The 18,365-nt window shown below is 67.1% G+C and carries 11 protein-coding genes; 8 read left to right on the top strand and 3 right to left on the bottom strand.

Features of this window, described 5'->3' with window-relative positions:
• Nucleotides 1-1,731 (top strand): TonB-dependent receptor (locus ASE89_RS04055; RefSeq protein ID WP_056674292.1); only part of this gene is annotated, 1,731 nt, incomplete at its 5' end.
• Nucleotides 1,732-1,830: 99 nt separating this feature from the next.
• Nucleotides 1,831-2,973: an endo-1,4-beta-xylanase gene (locus tag ASE89_RS04050; RefSeq protein WP_236701611.1), complete on the top strand. Its 1,143-nt coding sequence runs from the start codon at nucleotides 1,831-1,833 to the stop codon at nucleotides 2,971-2,973.
• A gap of 101 nt (nucleotides 2,974-3,074) precedes the next feature.
• Here the strand turns inward: ASE89_RS04050 and ASE89_RS04045 are convergent, their stop codons facing one another.
• Nucleotides 3,075-6,269, bottom strand: coding sequence for a TonB-dependent receptor (locus tag ASE89_RS04045; RefSeq protein WP_168427551.1), 3,195 nt, complete (start codon nucleotides 6,267-6,269; stop codon nucleotides 3,075-3,077).
• Nucleotides 6,270-6,628: 359 nt separating this feature from the next.
• Here ASE89_RS04045 and ASE89_RS04040 point away from each other — a divergent pair, with 359 nt between their 5' ends.
• Genes ASE89_RS04040 through ASE89_RS04020 form a run of 5 tightly spaced genes read left to right on the top strand, consistent with a single transcriptional unit; the run spans nucleotide 6,629 to nucleotide 14,304 of the window.
• Complete coding sequence (locus ASE89_RS04040; protein WP_082451282.1) at nucleotides 6,629-8,149, top strand: tryptophan halogenase family protein; 1,521 nt, start codon at nucleotides 6,629-6,631, stop codon at nucleotides 8,147-8,149.
• Nucleotides 8,146-9,549, top strand: coding sequence for a tryptophan 7-halogenase (locus tag ASE89_RS04035; protein ID WP_056674281.1), 1,404 nt, complete (start codon nucleotides 8,146-8,148; stop codon nucleotides 9,547-9,549). The genes ASE89_RS04040 and ASE89_RS04035 overlap by 4 nt, the downstream gene beginning before the upstream one ends.
• Nucleotides 9,546-11,063: a tryptophan halogenase family protein gene (locus tag ASE89_RS04030; protein ID WP_056674276.1), complete on the top strand. Its 1,518-nt coding sequence runs from the start codon at nucleotides 9,546-9,548 to the stop codon at nucleotides 11,061-11,063. Before ASE89_RS04035 ends, ASE89_RS04030 begins: the two co-directional genes overlap by 4 nt.
• Nucleotides 11,060-12,562: a tryptophan halogenase family protein gene (locus ASE89_RS04025; protein WP_056675315.1), complete on the top strand. Its 1,503-nt coding sequence runs from the start codon at nucleotides 11,060-11,062 to the stop codon at nucleotides 12,560-12,562. Before ASE89_RS04030 ends, ASE89_RS04025 begins: the two co-directional genes overlap by 4 nt.
• Nucleotides 12,562-14,304, top strand: coding sequence for a glycoside hydrolase family 9 protein (locus ASE89_RS04020; RefSeq protein WP_056674273.1), 1,743 nt, complete (start codon nucleotides 12,562-12,564; stop codon nucleotides 14,302-14,304). The genes ASE89_RS04025 and ASE89_RS04020 overlap by 1 nt, the downstream gene beginning before the upstream one ends.
• A gap of 3 nt (nucleotides 14,305-14,307) precedes the next feature.
• On the opposite strand, the gene ASE89_RS04015 is transcribed toward ASE89_RS04020, so the two are convergent.
• Both ASE89_RS04015 and ASE89_RS04010 read right to left on the bottom strand, forming a co-directional pair.
• Complete coding sequence (locus ASE89_RS04015; protein ID WP_056674270.1) at nucleotides 14,308-15,348, bottom strand: cupin-like domain-containing protein; 1,041 nt, start codon at nucleotides 15,346-15,348, stop codon at nucleotides 14,308-14,310.
• A gap of 72 nt (nucleotides 15,349-15,420) precedes the next feature.
• Nucleotides 15,421-16,539 carry an SGNH/GDSL hydrolase family protein gene (locus ASE89_RS04010; RefSeq protein WP_236701610.1) on the bottom strand — a complete coding sequence of 373 codons (1,119 nt, stop codon included), beginning with the start codon at nucleotides 16,537-16,539 and terminating at the stop codon, nucleotides 15,421-15,423.
• Nucleotides 16,540-16,765: 226 nt separating this feature from the next.
• Between ASE89_RS04010 and ASE89_RS04005 the strand changes: the two genes are divergently transcribed.
• On the top strand, nucleotides 16,766-17,740 hold the full coding sequence (locus ASE89_RS04005) for a glutathione S-transferase family protein (protein WP_056674267.1): 975 nt from the start codon (nucleotides 16,766-16,768) through the stop codon (nucleotides 17,738-17,740).
• Nucleotides 17,741-18,365: the final 625 nt, after the last annotated feature.

Here is an 18,365-nt window from a genome sequence, read left to right as displayed (position 1 = left end):
ATCCTGAGCGGCCCGGCCTCGGTGCTCTACGGCCAGGGCGCACTGGGCGGCGCGGTGAATGTCCTGATGCGCAAACCCGATACGCAGCGGACGCAAGTGGAAGCCGAGATCGGCTATGGCTCGCAGGACAGCTTCCATCTCGCGGCAGGCGCAGGGGGGCCGATCACCGAGCGCCTCTCCTACCGCATCGACGGCAGCTATCGCCGATCGGACGGCTATGTCGATCGCGGCCAGTCGCGCAGCCATGCCGTGTCGGGCACGCTTCGCTGGGCACCGACCGACACGCTCGTCGTCACCGTGCGGAATGATTATGGCGACCAGAAGCCGATGCGCTATTTCGGCACGCCGCTGATCGACGGACGGCTCGACGACCGCATCCGGGAACGCAACTACAACACCCGCGACGGCGTCATCCGGTACCGCGACAACCGCACCAGCCTACAGGTCGACTGGACGCCAAGCAATGCGGTCACCGTCAACAACCAGGCCTATCGCCTCACCTCCAAACGCTCCTGGCTCAATCTCGAAACCTATTGCTGGATCGCTGCGGACGGGGTCTGCGCCAACGGCAGCGGCAACACCGGCACTCCGGGCGGCATCCTGCGCACCGACATGACCGGGATCGTCCACGACCAGACGCAGTGGGGCGATCAGGGCAGCGTGACGCTCAGGACGGACGTCGCCGATGGCGTCCGCAACGACCTTATCGTGGGCTTCGACGTCAACCTCATCAAACTGACCTATTCCCACAATTTCGGGTCTGATCCCCAGGTTTCGGACGTCGATCCCTTCGCGTTCGATCCCGGTCTGATCATCGACACGCAAGGCATCGCACCGCGCTATCGCACGCGCACGACCGAATATGCGGTCTTTGCCGAGGACCGGCTGAAACTCGGCACGCACATCTCGATCGTCGGTGGCGTGCGCTACGAGCGCGACACGATCCGCCGCTGGTCGATCGACTATCCGGGCGGCGCCGGTACCGAGACGTTCGTGCTCGACAAGCGGCTGCACAATCTGACCTGGCGGATCGGGAGCGTCTATCATCCGATCCCGATGGTGTCGCTCTATGCGCAATATGCCACCGGCGTGGACCCGCTGGGGACGCTGACGACCTATTCGACCGGGCAGGTGCAGTTCAGCAACGCGGTTGGCGACCAGGTCGAGGTCGGCGCCAAGGCGGTGTTCCTCGACGGTCGCGGCACCGCCACCCTCGCCGCCTACCGCATCGTCAAGAAGCGCCTGCTGGCGCAGCTGACCCCGGCGAGCCCGGTCGAGCAGGTCGGCCAGCGATCGGCCAGGGGTATCGAGGCCGCGGTGTCGCTCGATCTGCCGTACGGTGTCGGGATCGATGCGAACGGCAGCGTGCTCGACGCGACGTTCGACGACTTCGTCTCCGGCGACACGCGCTTCGATGGCAATACCCCGCCGGACGTGCCCGAGGCACTCGCCAATCTCTGGCTGCGCTGGAACGCGACGCGTGCGCTCCAGGCACGCGCCGGGCTGCGCTACGTTGGACGACGCTATTCAGACAATGCGAACAGCTTCCGCGTCCCCAGCTACACCAATGTCGATGCCACGCTCTCCTATGCAGTGACGCCACGGCTCGCGGTCGACATCCACGGCTACAACCTGTTCGACCGGGACTATGCGATCAGCACCTACAACAACCAGCAATGGGTCCTCGGTCGTCCCCGCGTGGTCGACGTCTCGCTTCGCGTCGGCTTCTAGCGCGCCACTGGAGTTCGCGTACCAAACCAGAGGCTTCGGGATTGACCTGTTGCGGAGAAACCGCCAGCGTTAGCGCTATCATAAAAGAGAGGATGTGCTGTGGAAATTACGCGACGCACCGGGCTGGCGATGCTGACGGGTCTTGCCGTATCGGCCGGCGCCCGTGGAACGGCCGCACCTGCGCCGACCGGCCTGCACGGCATCGCCGCGGCCAAGGGGATGCGGATGGGGTCGAGTTTCGCATGGGGTGCCGCCGGTGCCGATCGGGGCTCGTTCGCGAACCCGGCCTATGCCGACCTGCTCAAGCGCGACTGTGGTCTGCTCGTCGCCGAAAACGAGATGAAGTGGCAGGCGTTGCGACCGAGCGCGACCAGCTTCGACTTCACCCGGTTCGATGCGATGATGGCATGGGCGGATGCCAACGCGCTGCCGGTGCGCGGGCATAATCTGCTGTGGCATCAGCCCAAATGGATGCCGCGCTGGGAAGAAGCGCATGATTTCGGCGCGACCCCCGCGCGCGCCGCCGAAAACCTGCTGGTCGACCATATCACGACGGTATGCCGTCGCTATGGCACGCGGATCCGCAGCTATGACGTCGTCAACGAGGCGGTCGATCCCAAGGATGCGAGCCTGTACCAGACCGCTTTGTCGCGCGCGCTGGGCAGTCCCGAGGCAACGCTGGACCTCGCCTTCCACACCGCGCGCCGCGTCGCGCCGCACGCGCAGCTGGTCTATAACGACTATATGAGCTGGGAACCCGGCAACGCCACGCACCGCGCCGGCGTGCTCAAGCTGCTCGAAGGGTTCAAGGCGCGCGGCGTGCCGGTCGATGCGCTGGGCGTACAGTCTCACCTGGTCACGCAGGGGATCGATGCGCGCGCGACGATCGCAGGGCTCGAGGGCGAGTGGCGCCGCTTCCTCGATGCGGTCACCGCGATGGGCTATGGCCTGGTGATCACCGAACTCGACGTCCGCGACAACGCACTCCCTGCCGACTTCACGGTCCGCGATCAGGCGGTGGCCGATTTCACGCGCGGCTATCTCGACGTGATGCTCGCCTATCCGCAGCTTCGCGACGTGCTGCTGTGGGGAATGACCGACCGCTATAGCTGGATCGAGGGGTTCGAGCCGCGCAAGGACAAGGCCCGCCGCCGCCCCTGCCCCTATGATGCCGCGTTCAAGCCCAAACCAATGTACATGGCGATCGCCGCCGCGCTTGCTGCCGCCCCGCCCCGCACCTGACGCCCGGACAAAAAAGGGCGCCGCGATTGTCGCGCGGCGCCCAGGGGGGAGACCGGGAAAAGGATCGAAAGGGTCGGCCGGACCGGCCGACCCTTTCGCGCTTATCTGAACGACGCGCGGATCGAGAAGGTGAAGCGGCGATCCGCGATGAACCAGTTGCGCGGCCGCGTCAGCAGATCATCGTTGATCACATATGACGTGCGCGTGATCGAATTGGTCAGGTTGACGCCCTGGAACCCCATCTTGATCGCTGGCGTCACCGCGTAGAAGATCGAGGCGTCGAGCTGCCCGTATTTCTCCGCGTAGACCGGCGAGTTCGGCACGATCACGTCGCGGATCGTCAGCAGGTTCTTGGACCGCCAGTTATACGCGGCGCGCACTTCGAGCCCGTTACGCTGATAGAAGGGCGCGAAGTTGAACTGGTATTTCGACAGCCCCTGCAACGGCAACCCGCTGGTGTCGACGTTGGAGATGATCCCCGCGGTGACGTTGGGATCGTCGGAGTCGAGATTCTGCTGCGACACGCCCGACGATTTCACGTAGGTGAAATTGGCCGCGAGACCGAACCCGCTCAGGAACCCCGGCAGGAAATCATAGGTCTGCTGATAGCCGACCTCGAACCCCTTTACGCGACCCGTCTCGGTCGAGTTCAGCGGGGTCGTGATGATCCCGTCGAATGTCGCGCCGTTGTTGGTGAAGCTCTGACGCTGCAGGCTGTTGGTCTGCACGCCGTACAGGTCCTTCTTGAACAGCGACAGCGTGAGCTGGCCGACATTCGAGAAATACCATTCCGCGGTCACATCGTAATTGTCCGCACGGACCGGCTTCAGAAACGGGTTGCCGACCTGGAAGGTCGCGACCGGCGCACCATTGAACAGGATCGTCTGGTCGCTCGTGTTCAGATTGATGTTGTAATAGGACCGGGTCAGCCCGAAATCCGGCGGAGCGACGCTCTTGGTGAACGCCGCGCGGAATTGAAGACCGCCGCCCATCGCCAGCTTCACGTTGAAGCTCGGCAGGAAATAGTCGTAGCTCAGCTTGGCGTCGTTGGGTGTCGTGCTGCCGTTCTGGAACGCCGCGGCGGCGTCACGTACGGCTTGCGGCAGCGCGCAGAACCGCGAGACCGGCTGCCCGTCGGTCGGCGCGACGCAGCTGAACGACTGTTGCGGGAAGGCGAAGAAGCCCGACGAGACGCGATCCGTCTTGGTGTACCGCACACCGATATTGCCGCTCAGGTTCCAGCCGTTCGACAGGTCGTTGCCAAAGCGCGCCATCGCATAGACCGCGTTGTTGCGCTCGCTGACCGGATTGATCTCACCGGGCAGGAACGGCGTTCCGGCGACGACACCGGCACGGCTCGCCAGCGGCACCCAGCCATTGGCGCCCGACAGGTTGCTCGTGAAGTTGCGCCATTCCTGCGCGATCTGGCTGATCGCCTGCGTCGCCGCGCCATAATCCTGGAGGAACGACCCCGGCACGAACACGCGCCCGCCGTTCGACGAATCGTTCGCCTTGCCGCGGAAGAAGTTGTCGTAGAGGAATGCCTGCTGCGGGCCGAGATTGCCCGTATTGCGCGTGACGGGATTGCCGTCGATCGGGCGATCGAACCAGACCGGACCACCCGGGCCGGTCGGCGCCGCTGCATTGTCCTGGTTGTTGCCGCCGCCCCAGATCTCGCTGAGCACGCCCCAGTTATAGCCGGTCGAGCGCGCTTCATTCTGGCGATCGGCGAAGCGATAGCCGACGCGGACCGAGGTCAGCCAGCTATCCTCCGGGAAGGAATAATCGAGGTCGATGCGCGCAGCGTCCTCGTTGCCTTCGCTGTCCTCGATATGGTCCATCGCCGAACGGTAGAAGTTGTTATACGCATCGAGATAGCTCGGGTGCGCGGCGTTCTGGTAATTGTTCGGCGTGTTCGTCACCGGGATGAAGTTCACATAGGCCGGGTTGGTCCCGTCCAGCCGGATATCGGCATTCTGGAAGGTCGTGCCCCAGACCGTCAGGTCGGTGACCTTCACCTGCGACCAGACATGCTGGTAGTCCAGGTTGATGCCGAGCCGGTTCGTCGCCTGCCACTTCAGGTTGAAGCTGGCGTCGTTGGTGCGGAAGCGCGACTGGTTGCCGCGCGAGATGTTGTTGCTCTGCAGGCCGTTGCTCGGCGTACGCTGATCGCCGCCGTTCGCCGGATCCTGATCGGCGCGATAGCCGTTCGGACCGGTGATGATCCCGCTGGTGAAAACGTTATCGTCGTCATAGGCAAAGCTGGTGCCGGGGAAGGGCTGCGTATCGCCTGCCGCCAGCACGTTGTCGGTCGCGACCTCGATCGAATTCTCGGTCCACGCCTCGCGCGAGTCAGTCCGCAGGAACTGCGCGGTCGCGGTCATCGACTTGTCGGGGCTACGCCACTGGCCGGCGGCCGAATAGCCGTAGCGCGTGCGGTTGAATTCCTGGCTGCGGATCGCAGCGCCACGGGGCACGTAGACGGTGCGGCCGGTGTTGACCACGCCGGTGGTCGCGTCGACCGGCTGCAACAGCGACCCGTCGGCGCCGATCACGCGCTCGCCCCAGTTCGAGATCTGCACGCTGTCGGCGCGGCTGCGGACCTGCGAGCGCACAAAGCTGGCAAGGATGCCGAAGTCGCCGATGCCGGTTTCCCAGCGGTTGCTGCCGAGCACCGAGACCGTCGGTGCCGACTTCTTGACGAAATCGCCGTAGTTGTTTTCGAGCGTCCCGCCCAGCACCAGTCCGGTGGAATCGAACGGCAGGCGCGTGCGCAGATTGACCGAGCCGCCGATGCCGCCTTCGATCATGTCGGCGGACGGACTCTTGAACACGTCGACGCCGCCAAGCAGTTCGGCGGGCACGTCGGCGAAGGACAGGCCGCGGCCGTTGTTCGCGCTGAACGAATCGCGGCCGTTGATCTCGGAGCGCGTGTAGCTGAGGCCGCGGACGGTGACGCCCGACCCTTCGGTCGCGAAGTGATCGGGATCGGCACCGGCCGAGAAGCGGCTGATCGACACGCCAGGCACGCGCTGCAGCGCTTCGGTGACCGAACGGTCGGGCAGCGCGCCGATGTCTTCGGACGAGATTGAATCGCCCACGACTTCGGAATTGCGCTTGATCGCCTGCGCACTTTTCAGGCTCTGGCGGATGCCGGTGACGACGATGTCCTGATCGGCGGCCTCATCCTGCGGCGTCGCGGTCGACTGCTCGGCCTGCGTCACTTCGGCACCGCCCGAGGGCACCTGCCCGTTGGCGGAGGGCTGTGCCGCGCCCGCCTGGGGCGCCCCGGCCACAGTTACCGCAGCGCGATCAGAAGATGCGGTACGCACTGCTGCGTTCGGCGTCTGCGTAGGTTGGCCGGCGGCGGCATCGGCTTGCTGGGCCAGAGCGCCGTTTGGCGCGGCGGCCAGGCACAGCGCAAGCAGGGAGGCACCACCTTTGAGGAGGTTCCCGCGACGCGCGGCGCGTGTGATCTCGAACTTGGCCATGACTCCCGGCATCCCCTCATTGTGTTAGCGCTATCATTTGTAAGCGCTTTTTTCTTACAATGTTTGGTAGCGAGAGCGATGAGTTCGGCCTAGACTGAATCGGACGGTTTTTTAGTGAATTGCTAGGCTTGTTGCATGATTGCAACATAGTCGGGGGGGTGGAATTGGACGAACGTGCTCGGCTACGCATCGTTATCGTTGGTGGCGGTACCGCAGGCTGGATGACCGCGGCGACGCTCGGTCTCACGACCGGTACGCCGTCCGCGGCACGGCTGGCCGACATCACGCTGGTCGAGTCCGAGGAGATCGGCACCGTCGGTGTCGGCGAGGCCACGGTGCCTCACATCCGGTTCTTCAATCAAAGACTGGGTATCGACGAAGCCGATTTCGTCCGGCGTACCAAGGCGACGTTCAAGCTGGGCATCGAGTTCTGCGATTGGGGTCGGATCGGTGACAGCTACATCCATCCGTTCGGCGATTTCGGCCATGACATCGACGGGCTGCCATTCCATCAGCATTGGCTCCACGCGACCCGGGACAAGCCGGATGAGACGCCCGCGCTCGCCGCCTGCTCGCTCCCGATCGTCGCCGCGCGTGCCGGGCGGTTCACGCCGCCGCTCGACGATCCGCGATCGGTCGGGTCGACCTATTCCTATGCGTATCAGTTCGATGCCGGGCTCTATGCCGCGTATCTGCGCGACTATGCCGAAGCCCGCGGCGTGACGCGGATCGAGGGTCGCGTCGAGCACGTCGAACGGGGCCCGAGCGGTATCGCGGCGCTTCGCCTGGCGGACGGGCAGCGGATCGAGGGTGATCTGTTCGTCGACTGTTCAGGGTTCCGCGCCTTGCTGATCGAAGGCGCCCTGAAGGCGGGACACGAGGATTGGGCGCACTGGCTGCCCTGCGACGCGGCCTGGGCGGTCCCGACGGCGAACACCGGCCCCCTCGTCCCCTATACCCGCGCCACCGCACGCGACGCCGGCTGGCAATGGCGGATCCCGCTGCAGCATCGTACCGGGAATGGTCATGTCTTCTCGACCCGCTTCACCGATCCGGACCGCGCGCGCGCGGTGCTGCTCGACAATCTCGAGGGCGAGCCGCTGGCCGAGCCGCGGATGCTGCGATTCCGCACCGGACGTCGGCACCGCCAGTGGATCGACAATTGCGTGGCGATCGGCCTTTCCGCCGGGTTCCTCGAGCCACTTGAATCGACCAGCATCCACCTCATCCAGCTGGCCATCGGCAAGCTGATCGAGCTGTTTCCGAACGACCCCGTGCTAGACCCCGCGGATGCCGCGGAATTCAACCGCGCGATGGCGCTGGAATATGATCGCGTCCGTGACTTCCTGGTTCTGCATTATTGCGCGACCGAGCGTGACGACACGCCGTTCTGGCGCCACATGCGGACGATGGAGCTGCCCCCCTCGCTGGCCGGGAAGATCGCCGCCTTTCGCGATCGGGGCATCGTCGAACAGTATCGCGAGGGCATGTTCCTGCCCGCAAGCTGGCTCGCGGTCTATTATGGCCAGCGAATCATGCCCGAACGCATCCACCCCCTCGTTGCCGCACTACCCGTCGCGGACGCGCGCGCGCGCGTCGCGGCGGTCGTCGACGCCTGCCGCCGCACCGCCGAGGGGATGCCGACGCATGCGGACTATCTTGCACGGATCGGGGCTGCCGCGTGACAGCCACGGTCGCCGTGCTGGGCGCGAACCTGTGTGGCTGGATCGCCGCGGCCGCGCTTGCACGGCGCTTGCCACGCGAATCCTACCGCGTGGTGGTGATCGACGACGGCAACGGCGGCGATGGCCTGGGCGATTTCGCGCCGGTGATCGCGGTGCCGCCGGCGCTCGCGGGCTTCCATGCGGATCTCGGTCTCGATGCGGCGACGCTGGTCCGGATGACGGGCGGTGGCCATGCGCTGGGCGTCGCGTTCGGTGGCTGGCGGGGCGACGGCGCGGCGGCGTTCCTGTCCTATGGCGAGACCGGTGCGCCGCTCGAGGGCATCGCGTTTCACCAGCTCGCCGGACGGCTGCGCGCGGCGGGGCACCCGGTCCGGCTGGCCGATCATGCGCTGTCCGCGGTCGCCGCACAGGCGGGCCGGTTCGCACCCGGGGCGCCGATCGCGCATGCGCTGCATCTGCCCGTCGCGCCCTATGAAGCGCTGTTGCGCGGGGCGGCGCTGCGGGCGGGGGCCGAACGCGCGTCCGCGGACTTCGTCGATGCCGAGATCGCAGCGAACGGCATCGTCGAGAGGCTGACTCTTGGGGACGGTACCGGGATCGAACCCTGGCTCGTCCTCGACTGTTCGGGAACCGACGCGCGCATCGCCAGCCGTACCAGCCCCGCGTCCGAGGACTGGTCCAGCTGGTTGCCCTGCGACCGGACGCATGCCGAGACGGTGCCCGCGCAGGGCGCCCCCCCGCCCTATACGCAGGTCGATGCGCAGGACGCGGGCTGGACGGCGACCTGGCCGCTCGACGGCGCGGATGTACGACTGACGTGCAGCGGCGGCGGCACCGGCAAGCCGTTCCACGCGGCGCGGCGCGTCGAGGCATGGCGGGGCAATTGCGTCGCGCTGGGCGCCGCTGCGGGCCTGCTCGAACCGCTGCACCCCACCGCACTGACGCTGCTGCTGCGGTCGCTCTCGCAGTTGATCCAGCTCTGGCCCGCCGGACCGCAGGCACCCGTCGAAGCCGCCGCCTTCAACCGCACTGCGGCCGGGGCGTTACAGGGCGCGCGCGACTTCCTGATCGCGCACTATGCCGTGGCCGGTCGCGCCGGCGCGATGTGGGACGACCGCCGCGCCGCGTCGCTGCCCGGACCACTCGCCGCCAAATACGCTCTGTTCGCGGCGCGCGGGCGGTTGCCGATGTATGACGACGAAGTGTTCGAGGAGGAGGATTGGGCGGTGATGTTCGACGCGATGGGCCTGATGCCGCGCCGCTACGATGCGCGCGCGGACATAGTGCCGGTGGCGGCGATCGAGCGGTATCTGGCCGAGCAGCGCGCGCGGGTCATCGCGCAGGTCCGCGCGCTTCCCCCTTATGCGCAGGCGATGGCCGCGTTGCGGGCGCGGGCATGACGATCGGCGCCCCCGTCCGCCGCATCGTCATCGTCGGCGGCGGCACGGCCGGCTGGATGGCGGCGGCCGCGCTTGCCCGGCTGATCCCGACCGGGGCGAGCATCACCCTGATCGAGTCCGACGCGATCGGCACCGTCGGCGTCGGTGAAGCGACGATCCCGCCGATCCGCGGCTTCAACGCGATGCTGGGGATCGACGAAGCGGAATTCCTTGCCGCGACCGCGGGGAGCTTCAAGCTCGGGATCGAATTCGTCGACTGGGGCGCGCTTGGCGAGCGCTATCTGCATCCCTTTGGCGGCTTCGGTTTCGATATCGAGGGTGTGCGCTTCCACCAATATTGGCGTCGCCGCCGCGCCGCCGGGATCGTCGAGGATATCGAGGCCTATTCGCTGTGCGCGGTCGCCGCGCGCGCGGGACGGTTCATGCCCCCCTCACCCGACCCGGCGTCGGTGCTGTCGCAGATGGCGCACGCCTATCATTTCGACGCGGGCCTTTATGCACGCTTCCTGCGCGGCCGCGCCGAGCGCGACGGTGTCGTGCGCGTTGAAGGCGACGTCGTCGATGTGGCGCTCGACGGCGAGACCGGCCATGTCCGCCACGTCACGCTGGCCGGCGACCGCGTCATCGAAGGCGACCTGTTCCTCGACTGTTCGGGGTTCCGCGGCCTGCTGATCGAGCAGACGCTGGGCGCGGGCTATGAGGACTGGACGCACTGGCTGCCCTGCGATCGGGCCGTCGCGATGCCGACCGCGAACGCCGGCGCGGCGATCACCCCCTATACCCGCTCGACCGCGCGCGCGGCCGGCTGGCAATGGCGCATCCCGCTGCAGCACCGCACCGGCAACGGCTATGTCTACAGCAGCGCGCATTGTTCGGACGACGAGGCCGCGGCGACGCTGCACGCCGGGGTCGACGGCATCCCGCTCGCCGAACCGCGCCTGCTGCGGTTCACTGCGGGACGTCGGCGGAAGCAGTGGATCGGCAACGTCGTCGCGTTGGGCCTTGCTTCCGGTTTTACCGAACCGCTCGAATCGACCAGCATCCACATGGTCCAGACCGGCATTTCGAAACTGCTCGCCTTGTTTCCCGACCAGGGCTTCTCGCCGGTCGAAATCGACACCTATAATCGGCTGGCAGCGACTCAATTCGACCAGGTCCGCGACTTCCTCATCCTCCATTACCATGCGACGCGCCGCGATGATTCGCCGTTCTGGCGCGAGACGCGTGCGCGGGCGATCCCCGACAGCCTGAGCGAGAAGCTCGCCTTGTGGCGTCGCCGCGGACGGCTGTTCCGCTGGGAGGACGATCTGTTCGCGGAGGCGAGCTGGGTCGCGGTGCTGCTGGGCCAGGGCATCGTTCCCGACGGGTGGGACCGACTGGCCGACGCAGTCGACGCGCGCGAGGTCGATGCACGGTTCGACCGGCTGCGCGCGATGTTCGCCGATGCCGCGTCGCGGATGCCCCGGCACGAGGAGTACATCGCCCGCATTTGCCCTACGCGGGTGCGCGCATGACCGCCGCGATCGGATCGGTCGTGATCGTCGGCGGTGGTACCGCAGGCTGGATGGCCGCGGTCGCGTTTGGCCGACTGCTGGGCCCGGCCGGGACGCGTGTGACGCTGGTGGAATCGGACGACATCGCCACGATCGGCGTCGGCGAGGCAACGATCCCGCCGATCCGGACCTTTCACGCGATGCTCGGGATCGACGAGGACGCCTTCCTCCGCGCGACCGGCGGCAGTTACAAGCTCGGGATCCGCTTCGAGGGCTGGACGCGCCCGGGCGAATCCTACGTCCATCCGTTCGGCCAGATCGGGACCGACATCGCCGGCGTGCCGTTCGCCGCGCAGTGGCTGCGCGCCCGCCAGGCGGGGGCCGCCGAAGCGCTCGGCGCCTATTCGCTCGAGGCCCGCGCCGCCGAAGCCGGCCGCTTCTCGCGCCCGATCGCGAACGGCGATTCACCGCTGTCGCGGATCGGCTATGCCTATCATTTCGACGCAGGCCGCTACGCCGCGTTCCTGCGCGCGCAGGCCGAGGCACACGGCGTCGTCCGGCGCGAGGGCCGGGTCGACCGCGTCGAGCGTGGCCCCGCCGGAATTGCCGCAATCCATCTCGCCGATGGCAGCCGTATCGAGGGCGACCTGTTCCTCGACTGCACCGGGTTTCGCGCGCTGCTGATCGAGGGCGCGCTGCGGGCCGGCTGGACCGATTGGTCGCAGTGGTTGCCGTGCGACCGCGCGGTCGCGGTCCCTTCGGCCGCCGACGCCGCGCCGCTCGCGCTCACGCGGGCGATCGCGGAACCCGCCGGCTGGCGCTGGCGTATCCCGCTGCAGCATCGCACCGGCAACGGGCATGTCTTCTCCAGCCGCCACACCAGCGAGGACGAAGCAACCGCGACGCTGCTCGCCGGGCTGGACGGTAAGGCACTGGCCGACCCGCGCGTGATCCGCTTCGCCACCGGGCACCGCACCCGGTTCTGGAACGGGAACTGCATCGCGCTCGGTCTCGCGGCGGGGTTCATGGAGCCACTGGAATCAACCAGCATTCATCTGGTGCAGAGCGGGCTTCAGCATCTGTTGCGAATGCTTCCGGCGGGCGGTCCCCCTGCCCCGGCGATCGTCGACCGGTACAACCGCACGATGACCGGCGAGTTCGTCCGGATCCGCGATTTCCTCGTCGCGCATTATCACCTCAATGCCCGAACCGAACCCTTCTGGCGCGAGCGCGCGGCGGCGCCGATTCCGGATGGGCTCGCCGAAAAGCTCGCCCTGTTCCGCGCCGGCGGACGCATCTTCCGCGAAGCGGACGAGCTGTTCAACGAGGTCAGCTGGCTTGCTCTGCTGACCGGGCAGGACGCACCCGTGACCGGCCATGACCCGATCTGCGACGCGCTGCCGATCGCCATCGCGGCAAAGCGGCTCGCTCAGATCGAACGCGTCGTCTCCACCTCGCTGACCCACATGCCACCTCATGCCACCGCGCTCGCGCAGCTGGCTACGAACAGGATGCTCTGATGCCCTTCCCGCTTCTGCTCGCCGCCGCCGTCATCAATATCAACCAGCTCGGCTTCCGTCCCGAAGACCCCAAGCTTGCGATCGTCGCCGATCACGCGACGCGGCCGCTCGACTGGGTCGTGGTCGACGACGCCGGCAAGACTGTGCTGGCGGGACGCACCAGCGTCGGCGGTGACGACGCTGCGTCGGGCGATCATGTCCATGTCGCGCGCTTCACCGCGCTCACCCGCCCGGGCAACTACCAGCTGCGCGTTGACGGGACCGAAAGCGGCCGTTTCCGCGTCGGCCGCGACGTCTACGCCCCACTCGCGCTGAACGCGCTCAACTTCTTCTACCAGCAGCGCGCCGGCACGCCGATCGACGCGCGCTGGGCAGGCAAGCGCTGGGCGCGCGCGGCCGGACACCCGCGCGAGGTCGCCGCGTGTTTTTCGGGAGCGGACGAGAAGGGCAATGTCTGGTCCGGCTGTCCCTATACGCTCGACGTCACCGGCGGCTGGTACGACGCGGGCGACCACGGCAAATATGTCGTCAACGGCGGCATCGCGGTGTGGACGCTGCAGAATCTCTACGAGACCGGGCTTGCGCGTCGCGTGTTCGCCGACGGTCAGGCGCGACTGCCGGAAGCCGGCAACCGCCGCGACGACCTGCTCGACGAAGCGCGGTGGGAGGTCGGGTGGATGCTGCGGATGCAGGTCCCCGCGGGCACCCGCGTCGCACTCCCCGTCGGCCCGCATGATCGCTCGGGCAGGCTCGCACTTACGCCGGTCGACGCGGGCGGCATGGCACATCACAAGGTTGCCGACGCGCGCTGGACGACATTGCCGACCGCACCGGCCGACGACAAGGAACCGCGGCTCCTCTACCCGCCCTCGACCGCGGCAACGCTGAATCTTGCCGCGGTTGCAGCGCAGGCCGCGCGGCTGTGGCGGCCGATCGATCCCGCCTTCGCGGCACGGTGCCTTGCCGCCGCGCGCGCCGCCTGGACCGCGGCGGAGCGCAACCCCGCGATCTTCGCGGCGCAGGGCTTCACCGGCAGCGGCGGCTATGGCGACGAGACGCTCGACGACGAACGCGCCTGGGCTGCAGCCGAACTGTTCGCGACGACCGGCGATGCCGCCTACCGCGAAGCGCTGCCGACCGGCGCGACCGGCGAACCCGGCTGGGCCAGCGTCGCACCACTCGGCATGATCACGCTTGCGACCGCAAGCGGCGTTCCCGCGACGATCCGCGATGGCGCACGTGCGGCGATCGTCGCGGCCGCCGACGGCTTCCTCGCCGAAACCGCGCGCACCGGCTACCGCATCCCCTACGCGTCGCAGACCTATAACTGGGGGTCGAATTCCAGCATCCTCAACCGCGCGATGCTGCTCGGCCTCGCACAGCGTTTTACCGGCGATGCGCGCTACCGCGCCGGCGTCGTCGATGCGGCCGATTATATCCTCGGCCGCAATCCGCTGGGCCAATCCTATGTTTCGGGGACCGGCTGGAAGCCGCTGACCAACCCGCATCACCGCTTCTGGGCGCATCAGCTGTCGGCATCCTCGCCACCGCCGCCGCCGGGAGTGGTGTCGGGCGGCCCCAACAGCAGCGCGATGGTCGATCCGGTCGCCATGACACTGAAGGGCCGGTGCGCGCCGCAACGCTGCTGGGCGGACGACATCAACGCCTATGCGCTGAACGAGGTGGCGATCAACTGGAACGCGCCGCTCGTCTGGGTCGCGGCCTATCTCGACAGCGACTAACGCTCAGCGGCGCTGGAGCGATTTCAGCAGATAGCCGCGGATCCGCTCGGTCCGCTCCTGGCTGGCCGGCCCGAGCACGCCGCGCGCGGGCGCGGGCAGATGATCGCCCGCCGCAATCGCCTCGTCGGCGAACACATAATGCTCGAACCACGCGCGCCACCCCGCCTTCTCCGCCGCGGGCAGGTCGCGCACCGCCATCATCGCGTGCACCACCGCATGGAACGCCGACACACTGGAATCATAGGCGCGCCAATAGTTGCACAGCACGTTGAGCGTCCCGAACGCCTGGACGTGATGCCACCATATCGCCGGGATGAAGATCGCATCGCCCGGCGCCAGATCGGCCACCACCGCGTGGCCGAGCGCCTCGGCATAGCGCGGATACTGCTTCAGATCGGGCGCGAGCGGATCGACCATGCTCGAAGGCGGCCCCGCCAGCGTCCGGTCGAGCGGCCCCAGATAGAGATTGCCGACCTGATCGGGGGGAAACAGCGTGAACCGCCGCTCGCCAGCGACCACGCAGGCGAGATTGGTCGACCCGTCATAATGCGTCGCGGTCTGTGATCCGTTGCCGATCCACAACCGCGGCGTCGCCCCGCCCATCGGCAGATCGAGCGGGTTCGCCGCCGCCCACCCCGGCAGATGCTCGGGCGCGGTCGCTGCGTTCGCATAGAGGATGTGCCGTTCGGCTTCGGGGACGTCCGACAGGCGCAGCAACTCGCTCAGCAACACGTTGAGCGGCGCCTTTTCGCGGTGAAAGTTGAACCCTTCCAGATTATCGCCGCGATAGAAGAATTTGCCACCGAACGCCGGGCCGCCGATCAGCACCTCCATCGGCTTGCCGCCATCGCCGAGCCCAGTCAGATACGCCGCCGTCGCGCGATCGCCACCCGCCGCAGCCCGGACGCTGGCCCAGTGCGCGACCTGGCCGCGCAACACGATCGGCGCGTCGCGCAAAGCGATCTCGGCGGCAAAGGTCGCGGCGTCGACTGCGGCGCGTTCCTCGACACGGGCATCGGTGGGGGCAGGATGCGATATCGTCATCCTCCTGCGATAGCAGGATAATGCGCCGCGCCCTATTGCGTTTGCCGGCCCGACGAACCGGCTGGCCATCGATCAGGGTCGCCGCGCCCATCCCGCGACGCGCGCGTCGATCACCGCCGCGATCCGGTCGGCAATCACGGTCTGATCCGCGAGCGAGGGGTGCGAGTGGCACCCGGTGAAGGAAAGGCCGTTGACCGGAACATAGGTGAGCCACGGCGCGCCGGATCTGCGCAAGGTCGCAGCAACCTTGGCCACCTCCGCCTGGATCTCGCCATTGGCCATGTCCGTGGCCCACAGCACGATCTGTGCGCGTGGATCGCGCGCGTGGAGCGCTTGCACGAAGCGCACATAGCGTCGTTCGTAATCGCCGTGGAGGGCGTCGCGGTTCGCCCATGTTTCGCCGGCGTGAAGCGGTGTGGTGAAATCGTTGGTGCCGAGCGAGACGATAACCACCTGCGGATGCCAGCCGGGCACGTTGGCGCGGGATCGATGATCGAACAGGGTGAAGGGATAGGCTTCGGGCAGCGTGTCGGCTGCGAACCCGCCATAGTTGCGCACCACCCCGCGCCCGGAAATCGCATTGACTGCGTAATCCGCGCCGTAGCGGCGTGCGAGCAGCGCGCCAAAGCCGCGCGACGTATCCGTCGTCGCCCAGACCTCGTCCTGGGTACATTCTCGTTTGGACGACGTCACACCATAGCCGACGGTGTGCGAATCGCCGACGAACTCGATCTGCCGCGTGCGCTGCTCCAACCTCGCTCCGACAGTCCCCCGCTCGGCAAAGAACGGCCCGATCCCGGTCGGACCGGACTGGCTTTCCGAAGCGACCTCGATGCGCAATGCGTGCCGGCCGGCGGGCATCCCGGCGACGCGGTACAGGCCCGGAACCGGCTTGACGAGAGTCGTGATCCTGCGTCCATCGACGAGCACGTGAAGTGCCACTTCGCCCGGCCCCACGTCGAACGATACCGCCGAGCCCCGAAACGCCGTCTCGGCATAACTGCCCGGCCATTGACGGACAAAGCCGGCGCCTTTCCGCTCGAAACGGCCGTGCATTGTGGCCGGCAACCGCGTCAGCGCGACAGGCCTCTCTGTCACGCGCTCGACGCGAGGCTGTGCGCCAGCCTCGACCGTCGCCGCGAGGATCATCAACCCAGCCGCCATCCCTGCCATCCGACCATGCTTCGCCATTCAAGAACCTCCTACCGCTCCTGCACCTCCTATCCCTTTCGCGACGACCCGGCGACCGGCGTGGTGGACGCGACCGTCGACCTGCGGCCGCTGTTTGCCTGAGCCGGGGCGACCTGTCCCGAACCCGCCGCCAAAGGCATCGCATGGGACGAAAAGAGCCGTTGGTCGTTCGTGAGGCGAACTGTGGCGGATCTCGCTTGAGGTCCGATTTCGACGGAGGGATGACATGGGTAGAATGATCGACGGTGCGTGGCACGCGGGCAAGGTGACGGAAGACAGCAAGGGCGGCGCGTTCGAACGGCAGGATGCGGGCTTTCGCGACTGGCTGACCCCGGTGGGGAGCCCCGGCCAAGACGGACAGCCCGGCCATCCGGCGACGCCCGGTCGGTATCACCTCTATGTCAGCTATGCCTGCCCTTGGGCGCACCGGACGCTGATCGTACGCGCGCTCTACGGGCTGGACGACGCGATCGGTGTCTCCGTGGTCGACCCTGTCATGCTGGACAATGGCTGGACCTTCGGCACGAGCCGCGGCGGCAGTGGCGATCCGCTGCACGACGCCGAGTTCCTGTGGCAGGTGTACGCCCGCGCCAGGCCCGACTATTCCGGCAAGGTCACCGTACCCGTCCTGTGGGATCGCGATACCGACACGATCGTGTCGAACGAATCGGCGGACATCATCCGGATGCTCGCCGCGTTCGGCGGATCCGGGCCGGACCTCTATCCTCAAGCCCAGCGCCAGCAGATCGATGAGGTCAACGACCGTGTCTACGACACGGTGAACAACGGCGTGTACAAGGCCGGCTTCGCCACGACGCAGGACGCGTACGAGGCGGCGGTACGCCCTCTGTTCGAATCGCTCGACTGGCTGGAAGAGAGGCTGTCCGGCAGCGACTGGCTGGTGGGCGAGGCGATGACGGAGGCCGATATCCGGCTCTTCACCACGCTGGTCCGCTTCGATGCGGTCTATCACTTCCATTTCAAGTGCAACGTGCGCCGCATCTCCGACTATCCGGCGTTGGACGCTTACGTCGCACGGATGCTGGCAGATCCGCGCATCGCCGCGACGGTGCATCTCGATCACATCAAGACGCATTACTACGCCAGCCACCGCGACCTCAACCCTTGCGGAATCGTGCCCGTCGGTCCTGCCCTCCCTTGGGCTCACCTCACCGCGGGAGGCGATCAGACGCTCACCTGACCAGCCGATTGGCAGTAGGGACATGTTAGCGATGAAATGCTCGACGCCCGCGGCGGCGAAGATGGCGACGGGGCCGATGATCACGGCGACCTTGCCCGACAGCGTTCAGGCGAACGTCGCCGTCAACACGGCCAGACAGACCAGCATGTTCGCCAGGACATCCGACGTCAGCGTCACCAGCGCAGATTTGTCCAGCTTCGAATCCATTGTTGCGGCTGCAGCCTCGCCGATCGTTCATGCCACGTCGGATCGACACCTATTCCGATGCGAAGGGCTGGACAGCATTCGCTGCCTGATCTCGTGTTACGATCGCGTGTCCTTGAAAGGGGGAACCTGGGCAAACACCGGCATCCCGTTCGGGCGGGCTCTCAGTCGCCGCATGATCAGCGCTCTTTGCGCGAGCGCCCGAGAGGGAATACCGTCAAACCGCTTCGGCCCGCATCACCGGTCGTGTGCTGCGCGAAGACGATGCCCCCCAAGAACGACCGCTTTTCCATGGGCCAGGGCCAGTTCGATATGAACATTCTTGCTGCGGTCATCGATGGCTTCGCTCGCGCGCCTTCGTTCTTGCTCAGCCCGGTCGCGATGATAGGCAACTCTTCCAGTCTCAGTCATCGACCCCTCG

Source organism: Sphingomonas sp. Leaf30 (assembly GCF_001422525.1).
Lineage (GTDB): Bacteria > Pseudomonadota > Alphaproteobacteria > Sphingomonadales > Sphingomonadaceae > Sphingomonas > Sphingomonas aerolata.
The sequence above is the reverse complement of the archived record's forward strand: the minus strand, read 5'-3'. Positions and strand labels throughout refer to the sequence as shown.